Source organism: Hyphococcus luteus, assembly GCF_002943565.1.
Taxonomy (GTDB): domain Bacteria; phylum Pseudomonadota; class Alphaproteobacteria; order Caulobacterales; family Parvularculaceae; genus Hyphococcus; species Hyphococcus luteus.
The window spans coordinates 954,732-977,315 of sequence record NZ_PJCH01000005.1 but is presented as its reverse complement, the minus strand read 5'-3'; the positions used below and the strand labels follow the sequence as shown (position 1 = coordinate 977,315).

General features: G+C 61.7%; 20 protein-coding genes and 1 tRNA gene. 7 read left to right on the top strand and 14 right to left on the bottom strand.

Annotation, left to right across the window (positions count from 1 at the left end):
* Position 1: 1 nt before the first annotated feature.
* From CW354_RS09665 to CW354_RS09610, 12 genes are all read right to left on the bottom strand, one after another.
* Positions 2-1,786, bottom strand: coding sequence for a type I secretion system permease/ATPase (locus CW354_RS09665; protein WP_104829785.1), 1,785 nt, complete (start codon positions 1,784-1,786; stop codon positions 2-4).
* Positions 1,783-3,255: a TolC family protein gene (locus CW354_RS09660; RefSeq protein WP_165793626.1), complete on the bottom strand. Its 1,473-nt coding sequence runs from the start codon at positions 3,253-3,255 to the stop codon at positions 1,783-1,785. The genes CW354_RS09665 and CW354_RS09660 overlap by 4 nt, the downstream gene beginning before the upstream one ends.
* 310 nt (positions 3,256-3,565) lie before the next feature.
* Positions 3,566-4,939, bottom strand: coding sequence for an oligosaccharide flippase family protein (locus CW354_RS09655; protein WP_165793625.1), 1,374 nt, complete (start codon positions 4,937-4,939; stop codon positions 3,566-3,568).
* On the bottom strand, positions 4,923-6,515 hold the full coding sequence (locus tag CW354_RS09650) for an O-antigen ligase family protein (RefSeq protein ID WP_104829782.1): 1,593 nt from the start codon (positions 6,513-6,515) through the stop codon (positions 4,923-4,925). The genes CW354_RS09655 and CW354_RS09650 overlap by 17 nt, the downstream gene beginning before the upstream one ends.
* Positions 6,512-7,732 carry a glycosyltransferase family 4 protein gene (locus CW354_RS09645; RefSeq protein ID WP_104829781.1) on the bottom strand — a complete coding sequence of 407 codons (1,221 nt, stop codon included), beginning with the start codon at positions 7,730-7,732 and terminating at the stop codon, positions 6,512-6,514. The genes CW354_RS09650 and CW354_RS09645 overlap by 4 nt, the downstream gene beginning before the upstream one ends.
* A 214-nt stretch (positions 7,733-7,946) precedes the next feature.
* Positions 7,947-8,023: transfer RNA gene (locus CW354_RS09640), tRNA-His, on the bottom strand.
* A gap of 111 nt (positions 8,024-8,134) precedes the next feature.
* Entirely contained in the window at positions 8,135-8,911 is a 777-nt protein-coding gene (locus CW354_RS09635) for a M48 family metallopeptidase (protein WP_104829780.1), read from the bottom strand.
* Positions 8,912-9,019: 108 nt separating this feature from the next.
* Complete coding sequence (locus tag CW354_RS09630; RefSeq protein WP_104829779.1) at positions 9,020-9,586, bottom strand: HNH endonuclease; 567 nt, start codon at positions 9,584-9,586, stop codon at positions 9,020-9,022.
* A 182-nt stretch (positions 9,587-9,768) separates the two neighbouring features.
* Positions 9,769-10,494, bottom strand: a complete 726-nt coding sequence (locus tag CW354_RS09625; protein WP_104829778.1) for a DNA-3-methyladenine glycosylase family protein — start codon at positions 10,492-10,494, stop codon at positions 9,769-9,771.
* 88 nt (positions 10,495-10,582) lie between these two features.
* On the bottom strand, positions 10,583-11,956 hold the full coding sequence (locus CW354_RS09620; RefSeq protein WP_207764730.1) for a glutamate--cysteine ligase: 1,374 nt from the start codon (positions 11,954-11,956) through the stop codon (positions 10,583-10,585).
* A 106-nt stretch (positions 11,957-12,062) separates the two neighbouring features.
* Positions 12,063-12,845 carry a 16S rRNA (uracil(1498)-N(3))-methyltransferase gene (locus tag CW354_RS09615; protein ID WP_104829777.1) on the bottom strand — a complete coding sequence of 261 codons (783 nt, stop codon included), beginning with the start codon at positions 12,843-12,845 and terminating at the stop codon, positions 12,063-12,065.
* Between the two features lie 107 nt (positions 12,846-12,952).
* On the bottom strand, positions 12,953-13,405 hold the full coding sequence (locus tag CW354_RS09610; RefSeq protein ID WP_243396338.1) for a GIY-YIG nuclease family protein: 453 nt from the start codon (positions 13,403-13,405) through the stop codon (positions 12,953-12,955).
* On the opposite strand from CW354_RS09610, the gene ubiA reads away from it, so the two are divergent.
* Both ubiA and msrB read left to right on the top strand, forming a co-directional pair.
* Positions 13,404-14,342, top strand: coding sequence for a 4-hydroxybenzoate octaprenyltransferase (ubiA, locus tag CW354_RS09605; protein WP_104830083.1), 939 nt, complete (start codon positions 13,404-13,406; stop codon positions 14,340-14,342). The two genes, CW354_RS09610 and ubiA, sit on opposite strands and share 2 nt — an antisense overlap.
* A gap of 142 nt (positions 14,343-14,484) precedes the next feature.
* A complete protein-coding gene (gene msrB / locus CW354_RS09600) occupies positions 14,485-14,910 on the top strand; it encodes a peptide-methionine (R)-S-oxide reductase MsrB (protein ID WP_423793528.1) in 426 nt (141 codons plus the stop codon).
* A gap of 2 nt (positions 14,911-14,912) precedes the next feature.
* On the opposite strand, the gene CW354_RS09595 is transcribed toward msrB, so the two are convergent.
* Entirely contained in the window at positions 14,913-16,313 is a 1,401-nt protein-coding gene (locus CW354_RS09595) for a DUF2793 domain-containing protein (protein WP_104829774.1), read from the bottom strand.
* Positions 16,314-16,527: 214 nt separating this feature from the next.
* Here CW354_RS09595 and CW354_RS09590 point away from each other — a divergent pair, with 214 nt between their 5' ends.
* The 4 genes from CW354_RS09590 to CW354_RS09575 all read left to right on the top strand — a co-directional run bounded on the left by CW354_RS09590 (position 16,528) and on the right by CW354_RS09575 (position 20,953).
* Positions 16,528-17,394 carry a mechanosensitive ion channel family protein gene (locus CW354_RS09590; RefSeq protein WP_207764729.1) on the top strand — a complete coding sequence of 289 codons (867 nt, stop codon included), beginning with the start codon at positions 16,528-16,530 and terminating at the stop codon, positions 17,392-17,394.
* A 250-nt stretch (positions 17,395-17,644) separates the two neighbouring features.
* A complete protein-coding gene (locus CW354_RS23660) occupies positions 17,645-18,910 on the top strand; it encodes an autotransporter outer membrane beta-barrel domain-containing protein (RefSeq protein WP_104829773.1) in 1,266 nt (421 codons plus the stop codon).
* Between the two features lie 72 nt (positions 18,911-18,982).
* Entirely contained in the window at positions 18,983-20,575 is a 1,593-nt protein-coding gene (locus CW354_RS09580; protein WP_104829772.1) for a ShlB/FhaC/HecB family hemolysin secretion/activation protein, read from the top strand.
* Between the two features lie 90 nt (positions 20,576-20,665).
* Positions 20,666-20,953, top strand: a complete 288-nt coding sequence (locus tag CW354_RS09575) for a DUF6460 domain-containing protein (RefSeq protein WP_133162258.1) — start codon at positions 20,666-20,668, stop codon at positions 20,951-20,953.
* Positions 20,954-20,999: 46 nt separating this feature from the next.
* Here the strand turns inward: CW354_RS09575 and CW354_RS09570 are convergent, their stop codons facing one another.
* Positions 21,000-21,401 carry a hypothetical protein gene (locus CW354_RS09570; RefSeq protein WP_104829770.1) on the bottom strand — a complete coding sequence of 134 codons (402 nt, stop codon included), beginning with the start codon at positions 21,399-21,401 and terminating at the stop codon, positions 21,000-21,002.
* A gap of 81 nt (positions 21,402-21,482) precedes the next feature.
* Here CW354_RS09570 and CW354_RS09565 point away from each other — a divergent pair, with 81 nt between their 5' ends.
* Positions 21,483-22,580, top strand: coding sequence for an RluA family pseudouridine synthase (locus tag CW354_RS09565; RefSeq protein WP_104829769.1), 1,098 nt, complete (start codon positions 21,483-21,485; stop codon positions 22,578-22,580).
* Positions 22,581-22,584: the final 4 nt, after the last annotated feature.

Here is a 22,584-nt window from a genome sequence, read left to right as displayed (position 1 = left end):
CTTAAGCGGCCCTCGTGTCGGAAGACGGAACAAGCTTCGGATTGCCGATGCGGCGCGTCTTCAATTCACGCGCCGAAGCCATGGCGCGCATCACCGTGTCGCGCGGCCCGTCCACAAGAATGCGCCCTTTGTCCAGCACGATGATGCGGTCGACAAGCCGGACCATGGACATGCGGTGGGTGACGACGAGCAGCGTCTTGCCTTGCGTGGCTTTTTCGAGCCGCGAGATGAGCGCGGCTTCGGCCTGCGCGTCGAGGGAGCTTGAAGGCTCGTCCATGAGCAGGATCGACGGTTTCGGCGCAAGCGCGCGGGCGAGCGCGATGGCCTGGCGCTGGCCGCCGGAAAGGCCCTCGCCGCGTTCGGCGAGCCGCTGGTCGTAGCCGCCCGCCGTGGCGCCCACGAATTCATGAACGCCGGCGATGCTCGCGGCTTCGAGAATGTCTTCGTCGGACACGCCTTCAAGGCCGAGGGCGATGTTCTCGCGGATCGAGCCGGAGAAGAGGCAGACGTCCTGCAACACGGCGCCGATATTGGCGCGCAGATCCGCAGGACGAAGCTGGCGCACATCGGTGTCGTCTACGAGGACGGAGCCTTCCGTCGGCTGATAAACGCCGGTGATCTGGCGCACGATCGTGCTCTTGCCGGACCCGTTCTTGCCGAGAATGGCGACGCGCTCTCCGGGTTCAATCGTGAACGAGATTTCGTCGAGCGCCTTTGTGGTCGTTCCCGGATACGTGAAATTGACGTCGCGGAATTCGATTTTGCCTTTAAGCTCCGGCCGGGCGAGATATTCGCGGCCCGCTTCGGTCTCGCTCTGCGACGTCATCAGATGGTTGAGCGACTTGTAGGAGGCCATGGCGCCGCTGACGCGGCTCAACAGCGACGCCACCTGGCCGAGCGGGGCCATGGCGCGCCCGGTGAGGATCACGCTGGCGATGAGCGCGCCGGTGGTGATCTCCTGACCGGCGACAAGAAAAACCCCGATGACGACCACGCCGACCTGGCTCGCCTGCTGGGCGAAACCGGAGGCGTTGACCGCAAACTGGTTCAGGAAACGGCCGATGGCGGAAATCTTGGCGTGGCGCGCAACGCCCGAACGCCAGCGCGCGCGCATCAGCCCTTCGGCCTTCACCGACTTGATCGTCTCGAGCCCGCCCAGGGTTTCGATCAGCACCGCATTCTTGTGATGGCCTTCCGCCATCGCCTCTTGCGTGCGTTTCATGATCAGCGGCTGGATGAGGACACCGGAAATGATCGCGCCGAGAACGCCGATGAGCGGCACCAGCGCGATGGGCCCGCCAACGAGGGCGATGGCGCCGATGAAAAGGAATATGAAAGGAAGATCGACGATCGCGACGAGGGTCGCGGAAGAGAAGAAATCCCTGAGATTGTCGAATTCCTTGACGAGACCGGCGATCTGGCCGGTGGCGCCGCGGCGCGCATCGAGCCGCATCGCCATCAAATTGTCGAAAACGCTGGCGCCCACGGTCGCGTCGAGCCGCTGGCCGGCGATGTCGATGAAATAGCCGCGCAGGGACTTTAAGAGGAAATCGAAAACATGCGCGAGGATGACGCCGATGGTGAGCGCGATCAGCGATTCAATCGCCTGGTTCGGCAGAACGCGGTCATAGACCGTCATGATGAAGAATGACGAGACGAGGCCAAGCAGATTGACGATGGTCGCCGCCAGAATGGTCTGGCCGTAGATTTTCGCATTATCGCGCAGCGGCCCGAAAAGCCAGTGCGAGGTCGGCGCGAGATCTTTCAGGAAGGACGGTTTTTTCATTGCGCCGCTCCCAATCGCTCGTCCCCATACTCGGTCTGCGGCGAGAACAGGCCGATGAGGTCGCCGGTCTGCTCCATCAGGGCGTAGCCGGCCATGTCGCTGCTCGAGAGCGCAATGACATAATCGACGCCCGCCTCGAAATAATCGCTTTCCGCCTGCAGAACGTCGATGAGATCGCCTCTGGAATATTTGTACCGTTCGAGCACAAGCTCGCGCGTAATGTCATGCGCGACAAGCGCTTCACCAAGCGCGGCGAGGCGCTCGTCGGCGCCGCGCACCCGCTCGAAGGCCATGGCCGCTTCGCGCGCCACGTCCTGGCGCTTTTGTTCTTCGTTGAAGCGTTCGCGTTTGGCGCGCGAGCGGGCGATGGCGATGTCCGCAGCGCGGGCGCCGCCGCCGAAAATATCGTAATTGACGGTGACGCCGGCCCGCACGTCGAAATCATCGCCGGTTTGGAAAACATCGTATTTCACCGCATCAACCGAGAGGCGCACCTCAGGCAGGCGCGCGGCGCGCGCCGCCTTGAAATCCGCCTTGCGCGCATCGGCGCGGGCCTCGGCCGCGGCGACTTCCGGGTTGCTCTCGAGGGCCTCGGCCACGCTTTCATTGCGGTTTGACAGCGCCGGCTCCGCAATCGCCGGGCGGCGCAGCTGTTCCGGGGCTTCGCCGAAAAACTCCTCATACCGGATTTCGGCAAGGCGCATGCTTTCGCGGATCTCGGCAAGGCGCGCGCGGGCGGCGGCGAGACGCGCCCTGGCGCGGGTGATGTCCGCCTTCGATCCGGCGCCCAGCCGCTCGCGCTCTTTCACGTCTTCAAGGATTTTTTCCTGGCGGCTGATGAAGCTCTTGCTGAACGCGGTCAGCGCCTGATGGGCGGCGACATCGTAATAGGCGGTCAAGACCGCCATGGCGAGGTCATTGATCTGTGTGCTGAGCGCATTTTTATATTCGGCGCTGGTGGCGCGGGCGCTGCGAATGCGGTTGATCGCAGCGCCGCCGTCGAAGATGAGCTGAGAAGCGGAAACACCGGCGGTGAACTGTTCTCGCGGGCGCAGCGATTCAACGACATTGTTCGTATTCGCATCGAAACTGCGCGAGACGGCGTAATCGCCGCGAAACTGCGCGGACAGCTGCGGATAAAGGCTGGAGCGCGCCTGGCGGCGAAGCGCGCTTGCTTCGTCGAGATTGCTCGCCTGCGCATGATAGGCCGGCTGACGGCCGATGGCGCGCTTGATGGCGGCGGCGAAATCCGCCGGCGCATATCGCGTCGACACAAGATACCCCGCCGCGCCGAGCGCCTTGACGAGACTCTGGTCGGCGTCCCGGCGCCGGACGGGCGCCTGCCGGGAAACTTCCTCGTTCACCGGCTCGACCATGTCTTCGGGATAGAGGGAGCCGTAATATTTCGGATCTGCAGGCGTCGCCGCGGCGGTCGGGGCGGCGGCCGCCCAGAACGCAGCGCCACTCAACAAGATCGCCTGAAGCCTGAACATCGAACGCACCCGCGACTTTACGTCAACCGCTCCCCCGGAAAAGACAGCGATCGCGTTAAGGTTAACTAAAACCTGAAATAGGGCGAGATCACTGAGAAAGGCTTAACCGGCGGTTTTTCTGCACGAGCGAAGATATGATGGGAAATGAAAGTTTCTTAAAATTCCAAGCCTCAGGATTTAAATAGTTTTTAGGCAATTTCCCAAGGCCGGGAAGAGGCTCTGCAGGCGGAAAACCCCGAAAAATCGGCATTTCTTCGCTTCCGAAACGAATCAGCGCCGCCGCGCCCTAGAAATTTGGGATGATCCCGGCGGCGATCAGCGCTTCGACGCCGGCGTAGCAGGCGAATCCGATCGCCGCCCCTGCAGCGGCGGCCCCCAGAATGAACGTCTCCTCCTTGAGGCGCAGGAGACCGAAGCGCTTCAACTGCCAGAGCAGATAAGGAACCGCCGAGAGTTCCGCGAGACACAAGGCGGCGACCAGCGCCAGCGGCCCCGCCAGGATATAAGCAGCGAACCCCGCAAGCATGATCCAGCAAAGACGGATCATATTGGCGTGGAGAGCGACCCTGACAAACCCTTTCGTCACCACCGCCTGTTGCACTGGCTCGCCGTAAAGCTGTCCGAGCAGCCGGAGGCACAAAAGCGAGAGATAAAGTCCCGCTCCGAGATATTGGTCATTATAGAGAATGCGCACCAGCAATTCCCCACCGCCAAGAAGGCCGCCAACGCCGAAGGCCAAAAGCAGGACGATGTTCCGTTTGGCGTCGTAATAGACGTCTTTGGCGGTTTCCGGGTTTTCGCGATTAGCCGCGGCAAACCGCGGCATGAAAACCCGTATGACATATTCGCTGATCAGCCCCCCCGCCGCCATGGCGAGCGTTGAGGCGATCGTGAATTTTCCGAGCTCGGCGATGGGAAAATACCGGGCCATGACGACGGTGTTCGCCTGGGTCATCAAAATCGTGATCATGCTGGCGGGAATGATAATCCGCCAGAACTTCCACAAATCGCGCACATGCTCCGGATCGAGCCGGAACCGTATAGGCGGCCCTTTCAGCAGAGTATAGCTGGCGATAAGGACAAAGACGGAGCTGACCAACATGGCGATGACAATCGCCCAGTAAGTGCGCAGGAAATACGCCGCCACGATGGTGGTGAGCATCATAGTGAGGAATTTTGCAAAGTCGATCGCCGTCAGCCTGATAACGCCGCGATTGCGTTCGGTAAGATTGATGGAAAGGCTGCACAAACCATCCAGAAGAAAGGGGAATGCGCAAACACGGATCGCAAGCGTAACCTCCGGTGAATTATAAAGATCGGCAAAAATTCCGGCGCCGAAAAACATGATCGCAAAAAGAATCGAATTGCGGATCAGGCGAACGGTCCAGACCGTCTGCATAGCTTCGTCGCCGCCGTTTTCGTGCCGAATCACATAGGAGCGCAGCCCCATATCCGAGACCATGCCCAAGATGTAAGCGATGGAATTGACGATGCCGATGACGCCATAGGCCTCGGGCGCAAGCAGGCGCGTCACGATGAGGCTGCTGCCGACGCGCAGCGCCATGCGCGTTACGTGCGACGCAATCAAGACTTGCGACCCGTCCCCAAGCGCCGGCCGGATGCGGGCGGCGAATGTGCGAAAACTAGAAACGGCGAACAAATCTCGCTCCATAGGGAACCGGCTTGGCCTCTGCATCGCGCAGCGGCGGCGCTTTTATATTTGACTCGCCTGGCTCAAGCGGGGGCGCTTCACCGGCGCCGCTCTTTGACAGTCCGGCAGCGTTTCGCTCTGCGGAGGCCATATTCGCATGCGCGACAACAAGAGCCAGAATGAGATAACCGTAATTCGGAAGCTGGTTGACCAAGCTGATCGTGGCGATAAGCGCCAGGTAACTGACTTGCAGCGCGAGCAGAAAAGCCTGTCCCCGCCGCAAGTCCTGTTGCACAGGATCGGCAACGCGCATTTCAGGCATCAGGCTTAGCTCCTTCAGCCCGCGCTTCATCGCCAGGTAATTCACTCCCAGAAAGACGCCAAGTCCCACAAGTCCATAGAAAAGAACGATAAAGACATATCCGTTCACCAGATCGATAATGCCTTCGCCCTGTCGCAAATGCTGAAAACTCGGCAATTCATAAATAGCGCTCGACCCGAAAAGAGGACGAACCTTAACCTGCTCCACGCTGGTGCGGATCAGCTCGGCCCTGTAACTGAACGTGCCGTATTCGTCATTCAAGAGGCTGCTTCCGCTGAAGATCAGGAAGAAACCGGCCAGAATCATAATAACGCCTGTGGCGTAATAAAGCTTGCGCATGACGGCGCCGCCGTGAAGGAAAACGAAATACGTAACAACGCATAAAATAGCAGCAAGCCAGCCGCCGCGCGCGCCTGTGGCGAAAGCAGTGAAGGCGAAAATAGCGGCGGCGCCAAAAAAGAAAGGCGCCGGCATCAATTTCCGGGCGCGCGCGCGCAGCGCCAGCAAGAACCCTCCGGCGCATGTGAAGGCGAGCAATGCCGGCATCATCGTCGCGCCAACGCGGAGAAATCCGTTCCTGTAATCGAAATAATCCTTGCCGCTGCCATAATCGGCGAGCGCCGCATAATAATTCCACGACCGCAGCGCGCTGATCGCGCCAATCATGGCCATTATAAGGAAAGATGCAAACAATGCCGACAGCGCATGGTTCATGTCTTCTTTCGTTTTCAGCGTGCGGCTGACAGCAACAAAAGGCATGTAAATCAGGAGGAATTGGTAGGTGACCATTCGCATCATGCTGGTAAAGGGAAGGTCGCGTATCGACATCACCCCGGTCAGCAGGGTGAAAAACAACAAGAGGCGCTCTATGTTTCTATTCTCACGCGGCGCCTTTTCGAACATCGCCCGCACAAAGACCGGACCGAGCAGAACGAGCGTCGCAAGCCTTATGTGATCAAGCGAGATAAGAAAATTCAGTCCCGGAAACGGAACCTTGTATGTCATGCTGACGGGAAGCGCCGCCAGGACGCCGAGATAAAGGATAACGGCGCCGCGCGGGCTTGCGGCGCCCGCAATCGCAAGCACAAACCCAAGCGCGACGAAAATCAATGACCGCTCCGGCAGGTTAAACGCAATCGCGGCCGCGATCACCCAAACGGCGCCGATGGCGGCGGTCATGCCGCGGTCTTCCCGGTTCGCCATAATCAACGCGAAGGAAGCAGCGATCCCCGTGAATATGACGGCGACGATGGTGAAGCTCATGCGCGCGCCCTCTTCCGGCGTTGCGCCGTCTCAAGAACATGCTGATAAAAATCGAGAGCACCGGCGGCGACAGCCGCCGGCGCGAACATGCGTTCCGCCGTCCGCCGCCCGGCCGCGCCGATGCGGGCGGCGAATTCCGGCTCTGCGAGACAGCGCTCAAGCTGCACACGCAATCCGTCCGCATCGCCGGGCGGGGCGAACAGCGCCTCTTCATCATGGGTCAGGTATTCCGTAAGGCTCGCCGTTGCGCTGGTGACGACCGGCGCGCCCAGCGCCAAAGCCTCGGCAACGGCATAGGAAAACGTTTCAAACAAGGATGCGGACAGGCTGACGAGCGCCTTGCGGCGCAGGGCCGGGATTTCTTCATGCGGCACGCGCCCAAGAAACTCGATTTGCGAGCGCGCTTTTTCCGACAGGTTCGCCCGCGCAAAGTCTGCAAAATTCTGCGGCGCCCCGTCCGGCCCGGCGACGCCGTGATCGGCGCCGGCCAAGGTGAGGCGCGCATCGGGAAAACGCGCAAGCAACGCATCGAACGCTTTCAACGCAAGATCGCCGCCCTTCAGCGAGTCAAAGCGCCCGACAAACAGGATTTTGTTGCGCTCGCAGCCGTCAAGGGTCCAGGTCTCGCCCGAAGGCGGAATATCCACGGGATTGGGAAAAGCGGCGCTCGCCTGAAAGGTCAGCCCGTAACGCGCCGCCACCGCGTCGCGCAGCGCTTTTGAAGGAAAAGAAGCGGCGTCGACGGCGGCGTAAGCCTGCCCCTCCTCCTGGATGCGCCTGGCGTCGCGGCTGTCATGCGGCGGCTGCTTGACCAGGAAATGCGGTCCGTGGGAGCGGATGACGACCGATGCCGAGGTAGCGCCGACCGCAGCCAGAGGGATGCCGAAACTCTCTTCCGTTTCGAGAATATCGATCGGCTTCTGGCGATGGAGCTCGGCGAGCGCGTGGGCCACTCGAGCTTGCGCATAGCCGTAATCGAAAAAACGGCTGTCGAGTGCGCCCTTGATGCGGCTCAATTGCTTGTCGACGAAACCGCGCGCCGGCTTGGGCACGGCAAAAACGCCCGGATCGCGAAGCTCTTCCAGCGGCCGCATCGCCAGGACGACGCATTCATGGCCCTCAGCCTCAAGCGCGCGGCGCATTGCATCGACATAGGTCGCAATGCCGTTTTGCGCCAGAGAAACGGGCCAGAGAGGCGTCAGGAAGGCAATTCGCATGGGGTTTGACGGGCCAGGGTTTTACGAGAGCTAACACATGAGGGCGCGATATTGGCGGCTTTTGCGAAAGGATTTGTTAAAGCGCCGGCGGCGTCCGCGCCGGGCGCTCAGCCGCGCCGCCATACGCCCCGCGCTGAAACGGGTCAAGCCCTTGAAAAGTTTCTGGATTTTCTTTTCTCAAGCGGGCCGGCGCGATGAAACGCCGCCGCCTGGATGGTACCGCCTCCCCGGTTCGAACGGGGGACCTCTTGATCCACAATCAAGCGCTCTAACCTACTGAGCTAAGGCGGCCCTTTTCGAGAGGCGCGGAACCTACGCGCGGGCGGGCGCTATTTCAAGCGGGCCCTGACCGGATTTTGGGCCGGATTTCGGGCCGGATTTTGCGCGCGGGGCGCAAGGCGTTCATGAACCCGAGCGGATCAGCTGGATTTCGCGTTTCAACTGCGCGATGCGGGTCGCGTCCGAGGGGTGAGTCGACATGAATTCCGGCGGCGCGCCGTTTTTCTGGGCCGACATTTTCTGCCAGAAGCGCACGGCTTCATCCATGTCGTAGCCGGCCCGGGCCATGTAGCGCAGCCCGAATTTATCGGCTTCGAGCTCGTGCTTGCGCGAAAAGGGCAAAAGCACGCCATATTGCGCCCCGAGCCCGAGCGCCTGAAGCGCAGTCGTGCCGACCTGGCTGTCGCCGACAAGCGCGCCGCCAGCGCTGAGCGCCGTTTGCGCCGCCGCCGTCTGGCTGTAGCGCTCGCCCGAATGGTTGAATTTCACATGCGCCACTTCATGGCCGAGAACCGCCGCGATTTGCGAGTCATTGTCCATGAGATCGAGAATGCCGGTATAGATGCCGATCTTGCCGCCCGGCAGCGCAAACGCGTTGATCTGATCCGACTTGAAAACCTCGACTTCCCACTCCGCCGGATTCTCGCCGGCCGCCCGGATGATCTTGGGTGCGACCCGATTGACCCGGTTCAGATATTTCGGATCGCTGGTGGTCGGCTCCTGCTTTTTCAAATCGGTCCAGGCCGAGCTTGCGAGCTGGGCCATCTGGCCCTGGGAAACGAACAGAAGCTGGTTGCGTCCGAGCGTCTCGTTATAAGCGCAGGCGCCGGCGGCCAGAACGCCGAGCACAACGAGGCCGCGCTTCAGCACAGCCGGAAAAGAGTGAAACAGGGTTTTCATCGGACGCATCCTCCCGCCAGTTCAATGAATTGACAATGATCATAGGCCAAGGCCGCCGCCGCCTCAACGCGAACGCCAAAAGAACAGCCATGGGGGACAACAGCCCTATCAGGGCTCGAGTTCGCAGTCCCAATAGAGAAAATCCTGCCAGCTTTCATGCAGGTAGTGGGGCGGAAAGGCCCGCCCGCGCTCATTGAGCTCGAACATGCTCGGCCGCTTCGGCGCGCGGTCCGGGAACATTTTCGCCTCGCGCGGGGTGCGTCCGCCCTTTTTGATGTTGCAGCCCGAACAGGCCGCGACAATGTTTTCCCAGGTGGTGCGCCCGCCCTGCGAGCGCGGAATGACGTGATCGAAGGTTAAATGATCGCGCGCATTCGAGCCGCAATACTGGCAGGTGAAGCTGTCGCGCAGGAACACGTTGAAGCGCGTAAAGGCCGGCGCGCGCGAATGGCTGACATAATTCCGGAGCGAGACCACCGAAGGCAGGCGCATTTCGAACTTGGCCGAATGCACCTTGGTGTCATATTGCGCGACCACGTCGACGCGGTCGAGAAACACCGCTTTCAGCGTGTCCTGCCATGACCAGAGCGATAAAGGAAAATAGCTTAAGGGACGAAAATCCGCATTCAGAACAAGAGCGGGGCAGGCGTCGGGGGATTTAAGCGCAGCAGACATCAGCGCTGCTCCCGCGAAGCGGAAAGGTCAAACCGAAAATGTCGACTCGAACTCTTGAAAGCGGGAACTCCCCTGCTGTCGGATTAGTTTAAACGTTTCGGCGTGCTTATGCCTATATATGATTCTGCATGACAGAAGTTTGACGATTATCGGGATATTTTCGCAACAGTCTATAAAAACATTTAAATCGGCGCGCGCCCGCGCAGATGGGCGTAATAAGTCCAGAGAATATGCGCAGCAAGGCCGCGATAGGGCCGCCATTTTTGCGCACGGGAATCGAGAAATTTCATGTCCGGCTCGGGGCCCCGGCGCCTTGCGGCGCGATAGGCGCCGAGCAGCGCCACGTCGCCGGGCGGCCAGATGTCGACCCGGCCTTCGCAGAAAAGAAGATAGATCGCCGCCGTCCAGGGGCCGATCCCCTTGATTTCCTGCAGCGCTGCGGCCGCTTCCTCGTCACTCATTTCAGCGAGTTTCTCCTCGCTGATCCCGCCAGAGCGCCAATGGCCGGCAAGCGCCGTCACATAACGCGCCTTCGGCGTCGAAAGACCGAAACCGCGAAGCCCTTCTTCGCCATGATGGAGGGCGTGGTCAGGATCGGACGGGTCCATCCCCGCCTGGCATCGCGCCCAGATCGCCTGCGCGCTCGGCACGGAAACCTGCTGTTCGACAATGATGCGGAAGAGCGCCTCGAACCCGCCGGGACGGCGGCGGATATGCGGCTCGCCGATGGCGTCGAGGGCGCGGGCGAGACAGGCGTCTTTTTTCGCGAGCGTCGCACAAGCCTCGGCGGTGTCGCCGAAAACGTCGAGGCGATCCTTATTCGCAAGCACCTCCTTCATCCTGAGGAGCGTTTGGCATTGCAAAGCAATGGCGAACGCGTCTCGAAGGATCGGCGGCAGGCGTTGCATTCGCGGCCGATCCTTCGAGACGCAGACCGCAAACTTTCGTTTGCGATCTGCTCCTCAGGATGAAGATGTTTCTGTTTTGCAGCCGTCTTCAGTATTTGCACTCTTCGTACAGCTTCTTCGCGTCGCCATCGAGATCCTTGAGGAAATGCTCGGCCGTATACTCGCCCATAGTGACGCCGCTTTTGGCGATCTTCACGAGCGGGTCGAGATAGGTGGTCTCGTCTTCTTTCAGATTGCCCATGCGCGCGCGTTTCCTTAAGCCTTCGCGGGAAATCTCAAGGACTTCCAGCGCCACGTCCTGCACGGTGCGGCCGCCGACTTTCGCCTGCAACCCGAATCTTGCGGCGTCGTCGCGCAGCGCTTCGCGTTGTTCGCGGCTCCAGCCCTTCGCCACATCCCAGGCGGCGGCGAGCGCGTCGTCGTCATAAAGAAGCCCGACCCAGAACGCCGGCAGGGCGCAGATGCGCGCCCAGGGCCCGCCATCCGCGCCGCGCATTTCAAGGAAAGTTTTAAGCCGCACCTCCGGAAAGGCCGTGGACAGATGATCTTCCCAGTCTTCCATAGTGGGAACTTCGCCCGGCAGGGCCGGCAGCTTGCCCGCGAGGAAGTCGCGGAAAGACTGCCCCGCCGCATCGATGAATTTATTGTTCCGGCGCACGAAATACATCGGCACGTCGAGCATGTAATCGCGATAGCGCTCGAAGCCGAACCCGTCCTCGAAAACGAAATTCAACAGCCCGGTGCGGTCCGCGTCGGTGTCGGTCCAGATATGCGCGCGATAGGACGCGTAGCCGGAGGGCTTTCCTTCATAGAGCCCGGAATTGGCGAAGAGCGCCGTCGCGATCGGCTGCAGCGCCAGCGACGTCTTGAACTTCATCGCCATGTCGGCTTCCGACGCGAAATCGAGATTGACCTGCACGGTGCAGGTCCGGTGCATCATGTCGAGACCGAGCGAACCCACCTTCGGCATGTAATTGCGCATGATGGTGTAGCGCGCCTTCGGCATTTTCGGCATTTCCTCGCGCGTCCATGTGGGCGTGAAGCCCATGCCGAGAAACGCGACGCCCATGGGATCGCAGACTTTTTTCACCGCTTCGAGATGACGGTGCACCTCGTCGCAGGTGAGGTGAATATTTTCCAAGGGCGCGCCCGAAAGTTCGAACTGCCCGCCGGGTTCGAGCGAAACGCTCGCCCCCTCGCCCTTGAGCCCGATAGGATTGTCGCCCTCGCGCAGGATGTCCCAGCCGGTTTCCGCGGCGAGCGCTTCGAGGATCGCGCGGATGCCGGTCTCGCCTTCGTAAGGAACGGGGTCGAGGCTGGTGCGGCAGAAGACGAATTTCTCGTGCTCCGTGCCGATGCGCCACCGGTCTTTGGGTTTGCAGCCGCTCGCAAGATGCGCCGTCAGCTGGTCAAGCGATTCAATCTTCGGCGACTGGCCGGTCTGTTCCGCAGCAGTGGTCACGTCTCTCTCCGGCCCGTCTTTCTTGCGTACAACACTTTGCCGAGTTTCCGCTCTATCCCGCGAAGGGCGATCCGCCAAGCCTTAAACCCATCACGCTATTGCGACGTTAAGACCGGCGCCAGTCGCCAAGCGCCGCCTGCCACAGGACGAGCGCGGCGATCGCCGCCGTATCGGCGCGCAATATGCGCGGGCCCAAGGTGGCGGCGGTCACATATGACTTCGCTCTCAGTTCACGGCGTTCGCCGGGAGAAAAGCCGCCTTCGGGTCCGGTGAGAATGGCCCATGGCTCAACGCCGCCGTCAGTTTTGCTATCGATGCTCTTTAGCACATCTAACACCGGTTCGGCGCGGCCTTCGCGCCCGCCCCATTCTTTTTCTTCCTCGTCGCCCGCCTCGTCGCAGAAAAGAAGCCGGCGGTCTTCGGTCCAGGTTTTAAGGAGCGCGGCGAATTTGATCGGTTCGCCTACGGAAGGAACATTGAGACGCCCGCACTGCTCCGCCGCCTCCGTCGCGATCGCCTGCAGCCGGGCGATATTGAGTTTCGGCGCAATGGTGCGCTCGGTGATGACGGGGACGAGACGCGCGGCCCCGACCTCCACCGCTTTTTGAACGATGGTCTCGAGCGGGCCCCGTTTCACCGGGGCGAAATAAAGCACGAGATCCGGCTCGGCTTCCTGGTCGCGCGTCTGTTCTCCCACCTGCGCCGCGCCGGTCTTCTTTTTGAGCTCGACGATCCGCGCGGCGAACTCCCCGTCCTCGCCATTGAACAGGCGCAGCTCGTCGCCCTCCTGACGGCGCAGGACGTTTTTGAGATAATGGACCTGCTCCGCCGTCAGCGGCGCAGGCAGCCCTGAATGCAACGGGCCGTCGATGTAAAGACGCGGGATCATCTCTTCTTATCTCTTCGTCTCCGTTCATCCCCACGAAAGCGGGGATCCATAAAAGTTTGCCGCTAACAGCTATGGATTCCCGCTTGCGCGGGAATAAGCGGCTGGGGTTAGCTGCTCCATGTTTCTGAAAGGTCTTCCCAATCAGGGTTTTCTCTCTCAATCAGATTAATCTTCCAGTTGCGGCTCCATTTCTTCATCGACCTTTCGCGGATGAAGGCGCTCTCGCGCGTATCGTGCATTTCATACCAGACCAGTTGGTTGACGTCATATTTCGCCGTGAAGCCTTTAAGCACTTTCTCTTTGCGCTCCCATATCCTTTTTTCCAGATCGTCGGTCATGCCGATATAGAGCGTGCCGTATTTCTTGCTGGCTAATATATAGACATAAAAAGCCATGCTCCCTCCGATCATTCCCCCGCTGGCGGGAATCCATGATAGGACTTCCATGACGGCAGACCATGATGGATCCCCGCCTTCGCGGGGATGAGCGGCGGAAATACCGGAGCCTGGATAAATCGCCGTTTTGCATCCCCGCCTTTCCGGCGCTAAACCGCAAGCCATGACCAGCCCCGCCCCCTCCGCTGCGACACCCGACGCCGTTCCCGGCAATTGGGTGGCGCGCGCGCCGGCTTTCGCTCAGCCCTATCTCAGGCTGATGCGCGCCGACCGGCCGGTGGGAACCTGGCTTTTGCTCATTCCCTGTTTCTGGGGCCTCGCGCTCGCCGCCGCGGGCGGTTACGCCGGATTTCATCTTCTCTGGTACGCCGTCCTGATGAGCATCGGCGCCTATGCGATGCGCGGGGCGGGCTGCGCCTATAACGACATCGTCGACCGCGACTTTGACGCGAAAGTAGAGCGCACGGCGGCGCGCCCCATCCCCGCCGGACAGATCAGCGTGAAACAGGCCTGGGCCTTTCTCGTCTTTCTGTCTTTCATCGGTCTTGCGGTGCTGTTGCAGTTCAATCGTGTCGCGATCTTCGTGGGGCTCGGCTCGCTGGCGCTTGTCGCCGCCTATCCTTTCATGAAGCGCATCACCTGGTGGCCGCAGGCCTGGCTCGGCCTGACCTTCAACTGGGGCGCGCTTGTCGGCTACGCCGCCGCGGCGGGCAAGCTCGACGCCGCCGCTTTCGCGCTCTACGCCGCCGGGCTTTTCTGGACGCTCTTTTACGACACGATCTACGCCCACCAGGACACGGAGGACGACGCGCTGATCGGCGTCAAATCGACGGCGCTCAGGCTCGGCGAGAAGACCAAACCCGCGCTCGGCTTTTTCTTCGCCATGACGCTGGTTTTCTTCGCGCTCGCCGGAACGCTCATCCATGCGCACTGGATCTATTATCTGGCGCTCGGCCCCGGCGCGGCGCATTTCGTCTGGCAATTGAAGCATCTCGACATTCACGACAATCACGTCTGCTTGACCCTGTTTAAGTCGAACCGGGACGCCGGCCTGTTGCTGCTTCTCTCGCCGCTTTGTGAACTCGGCCTTAGTTCTTTTTGACTCCCGATAGCGTTAGATAAACGGCGTTGATTTCGATGGGCGAAATGAGGAGCATCCCATGGCCGCACTGACGCGCCGACATCTGACGCTCGGCATTCTCGGCGCAGCCGCCGGCTGCGGCGTCCAGACACAAGGAACAGCAATGGCCAAAGACCCCGATCCCGCCACCATCCCCGACTACGACAAATGGCAATTGTCGAATGCGGAATGGAAAGAGCGCCTGTCGCCCGAAGCCTATGCGGTGTTGCGCAAGGAAGCGACGGAGCGCGCCGGCTCGAGCCCTCTCGACAATGAAAAGCGCGAGGGAATTTTCGCCTGCGCCGGCTGCGGCTACGACCTTTTCAAATCCGAGCATAAATTCGACAGCGGCACCGGCTGGCCGTCTTTCTGGGATTACATTCCCGGCGCGCTCGGCACCAAGACCGATCTGAAACTTATCCTTCCGCGCACCGAATATCATTGCGCGCGCTGCGGCGGCCATCAGGGCCATGTTTTCAAGGACGGGCCGGAGCCAACGGGGCTCAGATATTGCAACAACGGCGTGGCGCTCACGTTCAAGCCTGCCTGACGTCATAGTCTCTCTGGCGCTTTCGTGCGCTGATTGAGCTCTTCGATCAGCACCGCCTGAATTTCCACGGTCTCCACGAGACGCTGTATCCATTCGCCGCTGGAAAGGCCGTTTTCCGGATCGTACGCCGCTTCGTTCGGCAGGCTTGAGAGATGGCGCTTTTCGCGCCAGTGCCTTGCATAGCCGTCGAGCGTCAGAGGATCATAAGGCGTGCCGGCGCGGGCGGCGAATTTACGCAAAGGCGCGTGCAGGCGAGGCTCTACCCGTTCGGGACTGACGATTTTGTCTGGCGTCTCTTCCACGCCGCGCTTGTCGATTTCGGCGGGCACGCGCCGGTCGGGAACTTTGGCGTCCCATTTCGCCAAATCGACGGCGCCGTCGAGCGCCTGATCGAAAACATAGCAGGAGAGCAGCGCGTTATCGTCATAGACGGCCTCGGCGTTCACCGTGCCCGTTCCTTTGTCGCCGCCGGTCGGGTTGCCGAAAAGCGCGCCGCCGCCATCCACATGAAACAGCGCGTCGGGCGAACTTTCCCCGACGCCTACCTTGCCGTCGGTTTTCAATCGGGCGACTTCGTTATTATCGCATAGAATGCGCACGGCGTGGGAGGACGCGCTTCCCATATAAACCGCGCCCACGCTTGCCGCGCCCACGACAATTTTCGAGCCGATGTCGGTATTTTCGAGCGAAAACGCCGAAGACCCGTTTCTTTTGGTGTGCAGAATTGATGAAGGGCTGCCTCCCAGACCGACAAAGCCATTATCCTTGTCGATGACGATCGCTTCATAGCTTGTCGAAAAATTGTCAGGACTGACCTTGATGTGAAAATCATCGTCGCCGGTGAGACCGAATTCCGCGCGTCCGGAAAAATTCGTCTGGAACAGATGCGAGGCGGTGTCGCCCGCCGATGCTTTGTTGACCTTCACCTGCGCGTCGCCGGAGCCGGGCGTCACGTCGTCATGACTGAACAGCACCGCGTCGGATTTCACGCTGAGCCGGTTGGTCGCATCGGCGCTCGTATTGATTCCGAATTTCGCCGCGATTTCCGAAGCCCCGCCGCCGGACACCGCGCCCCAGGCGCCGCCGTCATAAATGACGAATTCGCCGTCATCGCCGACCCAGACGCGCATGCCTTCGAAGGGCGCGATCCGCGTCCAGGCGCCGTCCTGCCAGGCGGCGACATCGCCCGCGTCAAAGTTATCCCACGCATCGCCGCTGGCGTCCCCCGGCAGGATATAGGCGTCGCCTTCCGCCGGAGACGCCGGCTCCGCCGTTTCGGTCCGTGAGCGGACCGCCGCCTGGACGAGCGCGTCGAGCCGGCGCAGGGCCTCATTCACGGTCACATGTTTTTGCGCCTGACTGGGCGCCACATAGGAAAAGGAAAGGCGGGGCGATTGTTCCATGCGTGCGGGGCTCCGGGCTTCGCGAAATTCAACTGCCGCGCATGATACGGCCGTCCCGAAACCCGTGGATAACTACGCACCGAATGCGGGATTCCGGGAAGAATTCATCACATAGGATGTAATTTCGCGAGGCCGGCTCAACTTATTGGGGCGGTAAATGTTGCGTCCCCAGAGGAACCGCCTATACCCGCCGAAAGCCGGAAAGGAGACCAAGATGCAAGACGGATCGACAGCAACCCAAACCGCCGAACCCAGCCTCACCATGGCGATGACATTCCTGCAGGGGCTGGCCGAGAAAGCCGCCGCCTTTCTGCCGAGCGTCCTCGGCGCGCTGGTGGTTCTCGTCGTCGGCCTGTGGATCGCCGGCCGGATCAAAAAGATTTCCGCCAACGCCATGAAGCGCACCGGCCGGATCGACGAAACGCTCGCCGGCTTTTTGTCGAGCCTCATCCATTACGGCCTGATCGCCCTCGTCCTGATCACGACGCTCGGCGTTTTCGGCGTTCCGACGACAAGCTTCGCCGCCATTATCGGCGCCGCCGGCCTCGCCGTCGGTTTCGCCCTGCAGGGAACGCTCGGCCATGTGGCCTCGGGCGTGATGATGCTGGGCTTTCGGCCTTTCGATGTGGGCGATTATGTGGAGGCGGCCGGCGTTGCGGGCACCGTGAAGCATATCGGCCTTTTCACGACGGAAATGGCGACGCCCGACAACAAGAAAATCATTGTGCCGAACGGCAAGATTTTCGATGACATCATCACCAATTACGCCGGCTATGATACGCGCCGCGTGGATCTGGTTTTCGGCATTTCCTACGGCGACGATATCGACAAAGCGATCGCGCTCATCAAATCGGAACTGGAAAAAGAAGATCGCGTCAAAGTCGATCCGGCGCCGGTCATCGAAGTGGATAATCTCGGCGATTCTTCCGTGGACATTATATGCCGTCCCTGGGTGGACCGCGCCGACTATTTCGGCGTCAAATGGGCGCTGACCAAGGCGGTGAAACAGCGCTTCGACGCCGAAGGCGTTTCGATCCCCTTCCCCTGCCGCAGCATTTATATGGAAAAAGACGCGGCCTGAGGCCTTTTCCCGGCCAAAAGATGAATAGTTTCTTTCGGCCGACCCCCCTCATTTAGATGGAATACAAATAAAAATTCACCCTTATTTGGGTGGTTCTTTCCGCGCATTTTTATGCGCATGTCCGTATGCAGAAAACTGCATGCGAATTCTGAACATGATTTGAATTTGACATGCGGGGTTCGTCAAACCGTTGTGTGAAAGCGCTTTGCCTGCTCATGCGCAAGGCAAGGCCGCATAAAGGGGAAACCTCATGTCAAAATCCAAATCTCTTATCAGCGCGTTTGCGCTGTCAGCCAGTCTCGGCCTTCTTGCGCCCGCCTGTTCGTCTGACGGCGCCGTTCGCGTCGGCGCCATCGGTCCCGCCGGCCCGGCCGGCGCAACGGGCGCGACAGGCGAAGACGGCGCAGATGGCGCAAGCGGCGCAGATGGCGCGTCCGGCGCGGCCGGCGCGGCCGGAACCGACGGCGCAAGCGGAGCGGACGGCCAGGACGGCAATTTCAACGTCGGCGACGCCGGCGCGTTGTCTTTCGGAGGCCTCGTCGGACCCAATGGCGTCGGCGGCACAGGGCTGCTCGCCAACACCGGCGATCTCGACAACACCAACGAAACCACGTCCGCGCTTCTCACCCAGACGGGCGAAGAGCTCAGCAGCTCATCGGTTTTCCTGGCAAGCGTCGTTGACGAGACGGTTCCAGGCGGCGCGCCGCTGACCGGAACCGTGCTCGGCGTCCTTGACGACACCGGACAGACGCTTGTTCAAACCGCCAATGGCGACGCTTATCTTGTCGACGGCCTTCTCGCCGCGCCGGGCGACACAATCACCGCCGCCATTGGCGGCGCAACGCCGATTGGCGATCAGGATACGGAAAGCCTGATCGCCCTCAGCGGCTTTTCCGACGGCCAGGCGGAAGGCAGCCTGCTCACGCTGGGTGGCGGCAGCGACGGCGAACTTGCGGCGGCGGAGGCCGGCGGGCTTCTCGATACGGCAACGGAAACGCTCAACCTTGAGACGCTCAACCTCAGCGAAACGCTGAACGGCGCCCTGCCCGATCAGGACTTCGTCTCCATCAGCGACGATTCGAGTCTTGGCCTGACCATCGGCGACGGCCTGCCGGTCGACAGCGATGTCGCCATCGTCGACACGGCGAGCGGAATCGTTAACGGCGCGGACGGCGTCGACGGTCTGACCGGCGCGCTCGATCCGGCGCTGGCCGGCGACGATGTGACGGGCGCGCTTGAACCGGTTCTCGCCGGCGGCGATGCGGCCGGCGTTCTGGAGCCCGTGCTTTCCGGCGGCGACAGCCTGACGGGCGCGCTCGACCCCGTGCTCGACGGAACCGGCGACGCTACAGGAGCGTTGGACCCTGTGCTCAGCGGCGATACGGGCGATCTGGCCGGGGCGCTCGATCCCGTTCTCGAGCCTGTCGCCGGCGAGGACGGCGTTCTCGGCGACACGCTGGATGGCGTCACGGGCGAAGACGGCCTTCTCGGCGGTCTTCTGGGCGGCGGCGAATAAGCCGCCCTCCCGGCGGCGGCGCAGCCTCCCCAATGCGCCGCCGCCCCTTTTTCATCATTGTGAGCTCGCCTCATGCGTTCCGGTTTTTTCCTGATACGGAGGATTTGCCTTCTCTGTACGGCCGTCGCCGCTTCTTTCGCCGCCGCTCTTGCGGCGGAAGAGCGGCTGGCGCCCGGCGAAATCGCAGAGGAAGGCGGTGCGGCTGAGAGCAAGCCGCAGGCCGTCCGGCCGTTTCTCATTCGCGGCCTGCGCTTCGAGGGAACGGAGGTTCCCGCCAATGTCGCCGACGCCGCCCGCCCTTTCATCGGGCGCATGGCGACGAAAGAAACGCTGGACGAACTCTCCGCGGCGATGAGCAAAGCCTACAAAGAGTCGGACGTCGCCTTCTTCACCCTGGCCGTTCCAAACCAGAGCTTTAAAAACGGCGTCGTGCGGGTGCGCGTCGCCGAAGGGCGCATCGGCAAGGTTCGCTTCGTCGGCGAAACCGAGGGTCGCAAACACAAGATGATCACCGCCTATGCGGAGCGGCTGCAAAGCCCCGGCCCCGCAAGCCGGGCGCAGCTGGAACGCGCCTTTTCCCTCGCCCGCGACATTCCCGGCCTCACGGTCGAGCCCGTCCTGCGCTATGGCGACGAACCCGGCGAACTCGCCATTGACATGAAGCTCGACTACAAGCGCCCGACGGTGAGTTTCGGCTTCAACAACCGCACGACGCGGCTCGTCGAGGACGGCCAGTTCACCGCGGTCGGCAAGGCCTATCGCCTGTTGCGCGACGGCGACATGACGACGTTGCGTCTCGGCGCCTCGGTGGATTTCAAGGACAGCCTGCAAGCCGGGCTTTCCCATTCGACGCCGGTCGGGCGCAACGGCGTCCGGGCCGAAGCGCGCGCGACGGTGCTGCGCTCAAGACCGGCGGGAACCGGCATCGAAGGCGATGCGGAGCTTTACAGCGCCGCGCTCACGGCGCCGCTCATCCGCTCCTTCAAACGCAACATGCTGTTGCGCGCCTCGTTCGATGCGGTGAACAGCGACAATGCGGCGTTCGGATCCCTGATCGCAACGGAAGAAACGCGGGCCCTGCGCCTTTCCCTCGCTTTTTCGGACCGGCCCGGGCGGTTTTCCTATCGCGTGAAGCTCGAAGGCGCGCAAGGGATCGATGTCGCCGGCGCGAACGTCACCGAACGGATCGGCGATGAAAATTATTTCAAGCTTAAAGGCGACGTTTCGCTGGCGCGGCGTTTCGGCGACGGTTTTTATCTGCGCCTCAAGAGCGCTGGGCAATGGACCGGAGACGCGCTGCCCGCCAATGAACGCTTTTCCCTCGGCGGCCCGCGTTTCGGACGCGCCTTCAAAAATTCGTTGATCAACGCCGACCGCGGCTACGCTTTTCTTCTCGAACCGGCCTGGCGGCCGATCGGCGGCGGCGATTTTTCGAAAAGCGAAATCTACGCCTTCGCCGATTATGCGCAGGCGGATGTTTTCTCAAGGCTCAGCGGCGCGAACCGGACCTATGACATCGGCTCTTACGGCGCAGGGCTTCGCGCCGCTTTCAAAGACAAAGGCGTCCTTGAGCTTGAAGCCTCCCATCCTTACGACCAGCCGGTTCCGGGCTACGGCCAGGACTGGCGGTTTTCCATCGGCTGGCGCCTCGACTGGCGGCCTTAAGCGCGCGCCGCATGCGCGGGTTGTTGAATGCATTCCCGTTCGCGCCTAGATTATCCGTCCGGCGAGGGGCGCCGCGAGCGGGAGCAGACGATGACCAAGCAAGACAGTTTGAAGGAGCGGCTGACGCGCGGCGGAACAGGCCGCACGATTATAAAGCTCGTCATCGCCTCGATCATTGTCGGCGCCGTTTTCTCTTTTCTCGGCATTGGCGTGCGCGAGTTCTGGAGCGGCGTTTTCGAGAATGTGAAGGACGCCGTCGGCATGCTCGGCGAAAGCTTCGGCGAGATCGCGCTGACGGTCCTCACCTATCTTCTCATCGGCGCCGGGATCGTCGTGCCGATCTGGCTCGTCATGCGGCTGTTGTCGTCGCGCAAATAGACGCCAATTTCGGCCGCCTTAAGCTTAAAAGACGGATGCGGACGAATTAGTCTTCCCGCTTGAACGGCACGCGGGCGACGACTTCGCTTTTCGCGAGATCGTAAATCACCACCTCGGCGCCGTCGGGCCCGTCGAGACGCACGGCGAGACGGTCGCCGTCAAGCGCGATGGCCCCGGGCGCCGCGCCCGCCGGGATCGCGATTCCGGCCGGAAGCGGTTGCGAAACGGGTGTCGCCGCAACGCTCTCCGCCGCCGGCGCTTCCGTCTGCGTCCCTTCGGCGCCGCGGGGTTTGCCGAACACCGCAATGATCGCCGCAACGACGACCAGAAACACCGCCGGCATGGCGAGGATGACGATCCACAGATTGCGCGCGCCGATGGACTGGGCGAGCCCGCCGAAACCGGGGTCCGGCTGCGTTTCCTGCTGGCTGTTTTCCTGTTCGCTCACGGGAAAAAATCGCTCCTGATCCTGGCTCTTACGCCCGCCGGGCTGGCGGGCCGGGCGCAAGCCCGCTACACCGCCCTCTCTATGACCGCAGACGACGAAACCCTCAAGCCCGGCGAACCCTTAAAGCCGGATGAAACCGGCGCCTATGCGTTTGCCGTAAACGCGGATGCCGCCGGCGCGCGCCTCGATAAATGGCTGTCGGACAATATCGCCGAGTTGACGCGCACGCGCCTGAAAGCCCTCATAGAGGAAGGCGCGCTCGAAAAGGGCGGCGAGGTTTTCACCGATCCCTCCTGGAAGCTGCGCGAGGGCGAGCGCTACCGCCTCGTCCCGCCGCCGCTGGTCGAACCCGCCCCGAAGCCGGAGGCGATCCCTCTCGATGTCGTTTACCAGGATGACGATCTCATCGTCGTCAACAAGCCGGCGGGCATGGTCGTCCATCCCGCGCCCGGCGCCTGGACCGGCACCCTCGTCAACGCGCTCCTACATCATTGCGGCGACAGTCTTTCCGGCATTGGCGGCGCGCGCCGGCCGGGCGTCGTCCACCGCATCGACAAGGACACGTCGGGGCTTCTGGTTGTCGCCAAACACGACGCCGCGCATCAGGGCTTGTCGGCGCTTTTCTCCGCCCATGACATCGAGCGCGTTTACGAGGCGATCGCCGTCGGCGCGCCGCGGCCCGGCGTTGGAACCATTGACGCGCCCATCGCCCGCAAGCCCCAGGACCGCACGAAAATGACCGTGGTCGACACGATGGTCTGGGACGATGAAGCGGATGACTATGTGCCCAAACATGGCGGGCGCCATGCGGTCACCCATTACAAGGTGATTGAAACCTTCGGGCGGACGCGCGCGAAACTGAAAGGCGACGCCCTCGCCTCGCTGATCGAATGCACGCTGGAAACCGGCAGGACGCACCAGATCCGCGTGCATCTCAGCCATATCGGCTGTCCGCTGATCGGCGATCAGTCTTACGGGCGCGGGCCCGGCCTTTCCGGGTTGAAACCGGGCGACCCGGCCGCCGACTGCGCCATCGAGACGCTCCGCAACTTCAAGCGCCAGGCGCTCCACGCGAAGGTGCTGGGCTTCAAACACCCGATTACCGGCGAGGCCATGCGCTTCGAGCGCGCGGGCCCGGAGGATTTTCAAACATTGCTTGCCGCTTTAAGAGCCTTATAACGGG

Coding starts and splice junctions, on each gene's coding strand:
- CW354_RS09665 (WP_104829785.1), bottom strand. CDS start 1,786: ATGAAAAAACCGTCCTTCCTGAAAGATCTCGCGCCGACCTCGCACTGG.
- CW354_RS09650 (WP_104829782.1), bottom strand. CDS start 6,515: ATGAGCTTCACCATCGTCGCCGTCATATTCACGGGGATCGCTGCTTCC.
- CW354_RS09645 (WP_104829781.1), bottom strand. CDS start 7,732: ATGCGAATTGCCTTCCTGACGCCTCTCTGGCCCGTTTCTCTGGCGCAA.
- CW354_RS09635 (WP_104829780.1), bottom strand. CDS start 8,911: ATGAAAACCCTGTTTCACTCTTTTCCGGCTGTGCTGAAGCGCGGCCTC.
- CW354_RS09630 (WP_104829779.1), bottom strand. CDS start 9,586: ATGTCTGCTGCGCTTAAATCCCCCGACGCCTGCCCCGCTCTTGTTCTG.
- CW354_RS09625 (WP_104829778.1), bottom strand. CDS start 10,494: ATGCAACGCCTGCCGCCGATCCTTCGAGACGCGTTCGCCATTGCTTTG.
- CW354_RS09615 (WP_104829777.1), bottom strand. CDS start 12,845: ATGATCCCGCGTCTTTACATCGACGGCCCGTTGCATTCAGGGCTGCCT.
- ubiA (WP_104830083.1), top strand. CDS start 13,404: ATGACCAGCCCCGCCCCCTCCGCTGCGACACCCGACGCCGTTCCCGGC.
- CW354_RS09610 (WP_243396338.1), bottom strand. CDS start 13,405: ATGGCTTGCGGTTTAGCGCCGGAAAGGCGGGGATGCAAAACGGCGATT.
- msrB (WP_423793528.1), top strand. CDS start 14,485: ATGGCCAAAGACCCCGATCCCGCCACCATCCCCGACTACGACAAATGG.
- CW354_RS09595 (WP_104829774.1), bottom strand. CDS start 16,313: ATGGAACAATCGCCCCGCCTTTCCTTTTCCTATGTGGCGCCCAGTCAG.
- CW354_RS09590 (WP_207764729.1), top strand. CDS start 16,528: ATGCAAGACGGATCGACAGCAACCCAAACCGCCGAACCCAGCCTCACC.
- CW354_RS23660 (WP_104829773.1), top strand. CDS start 17,645: ATGTCAAAATCCAAATCTCTTATCAGCGCGTTTGCGCTGTCAGCCAGT.
- CW354_RS09580 (WP_104829772.1), top strand. CDS start 18,983: ATGCGTTCCGGTTTTTTCCTGATACGGAGGATTTGCCTTCTCTGTACG.
- CW354_RS09575 (WP_133162258.1), top strand. CDS start 20,666: ATGACCAAGCAAGACAGTTTGAAGGAGCGGCTGACGCGCGGCGGAACA.
- CW354_RS09565 (WP_104829769.1), top strand. CDS start 21,483: ATGACCGCAGACGACGAAACCCTCAAGCCCGGCGAACCCTTAAAGCCG.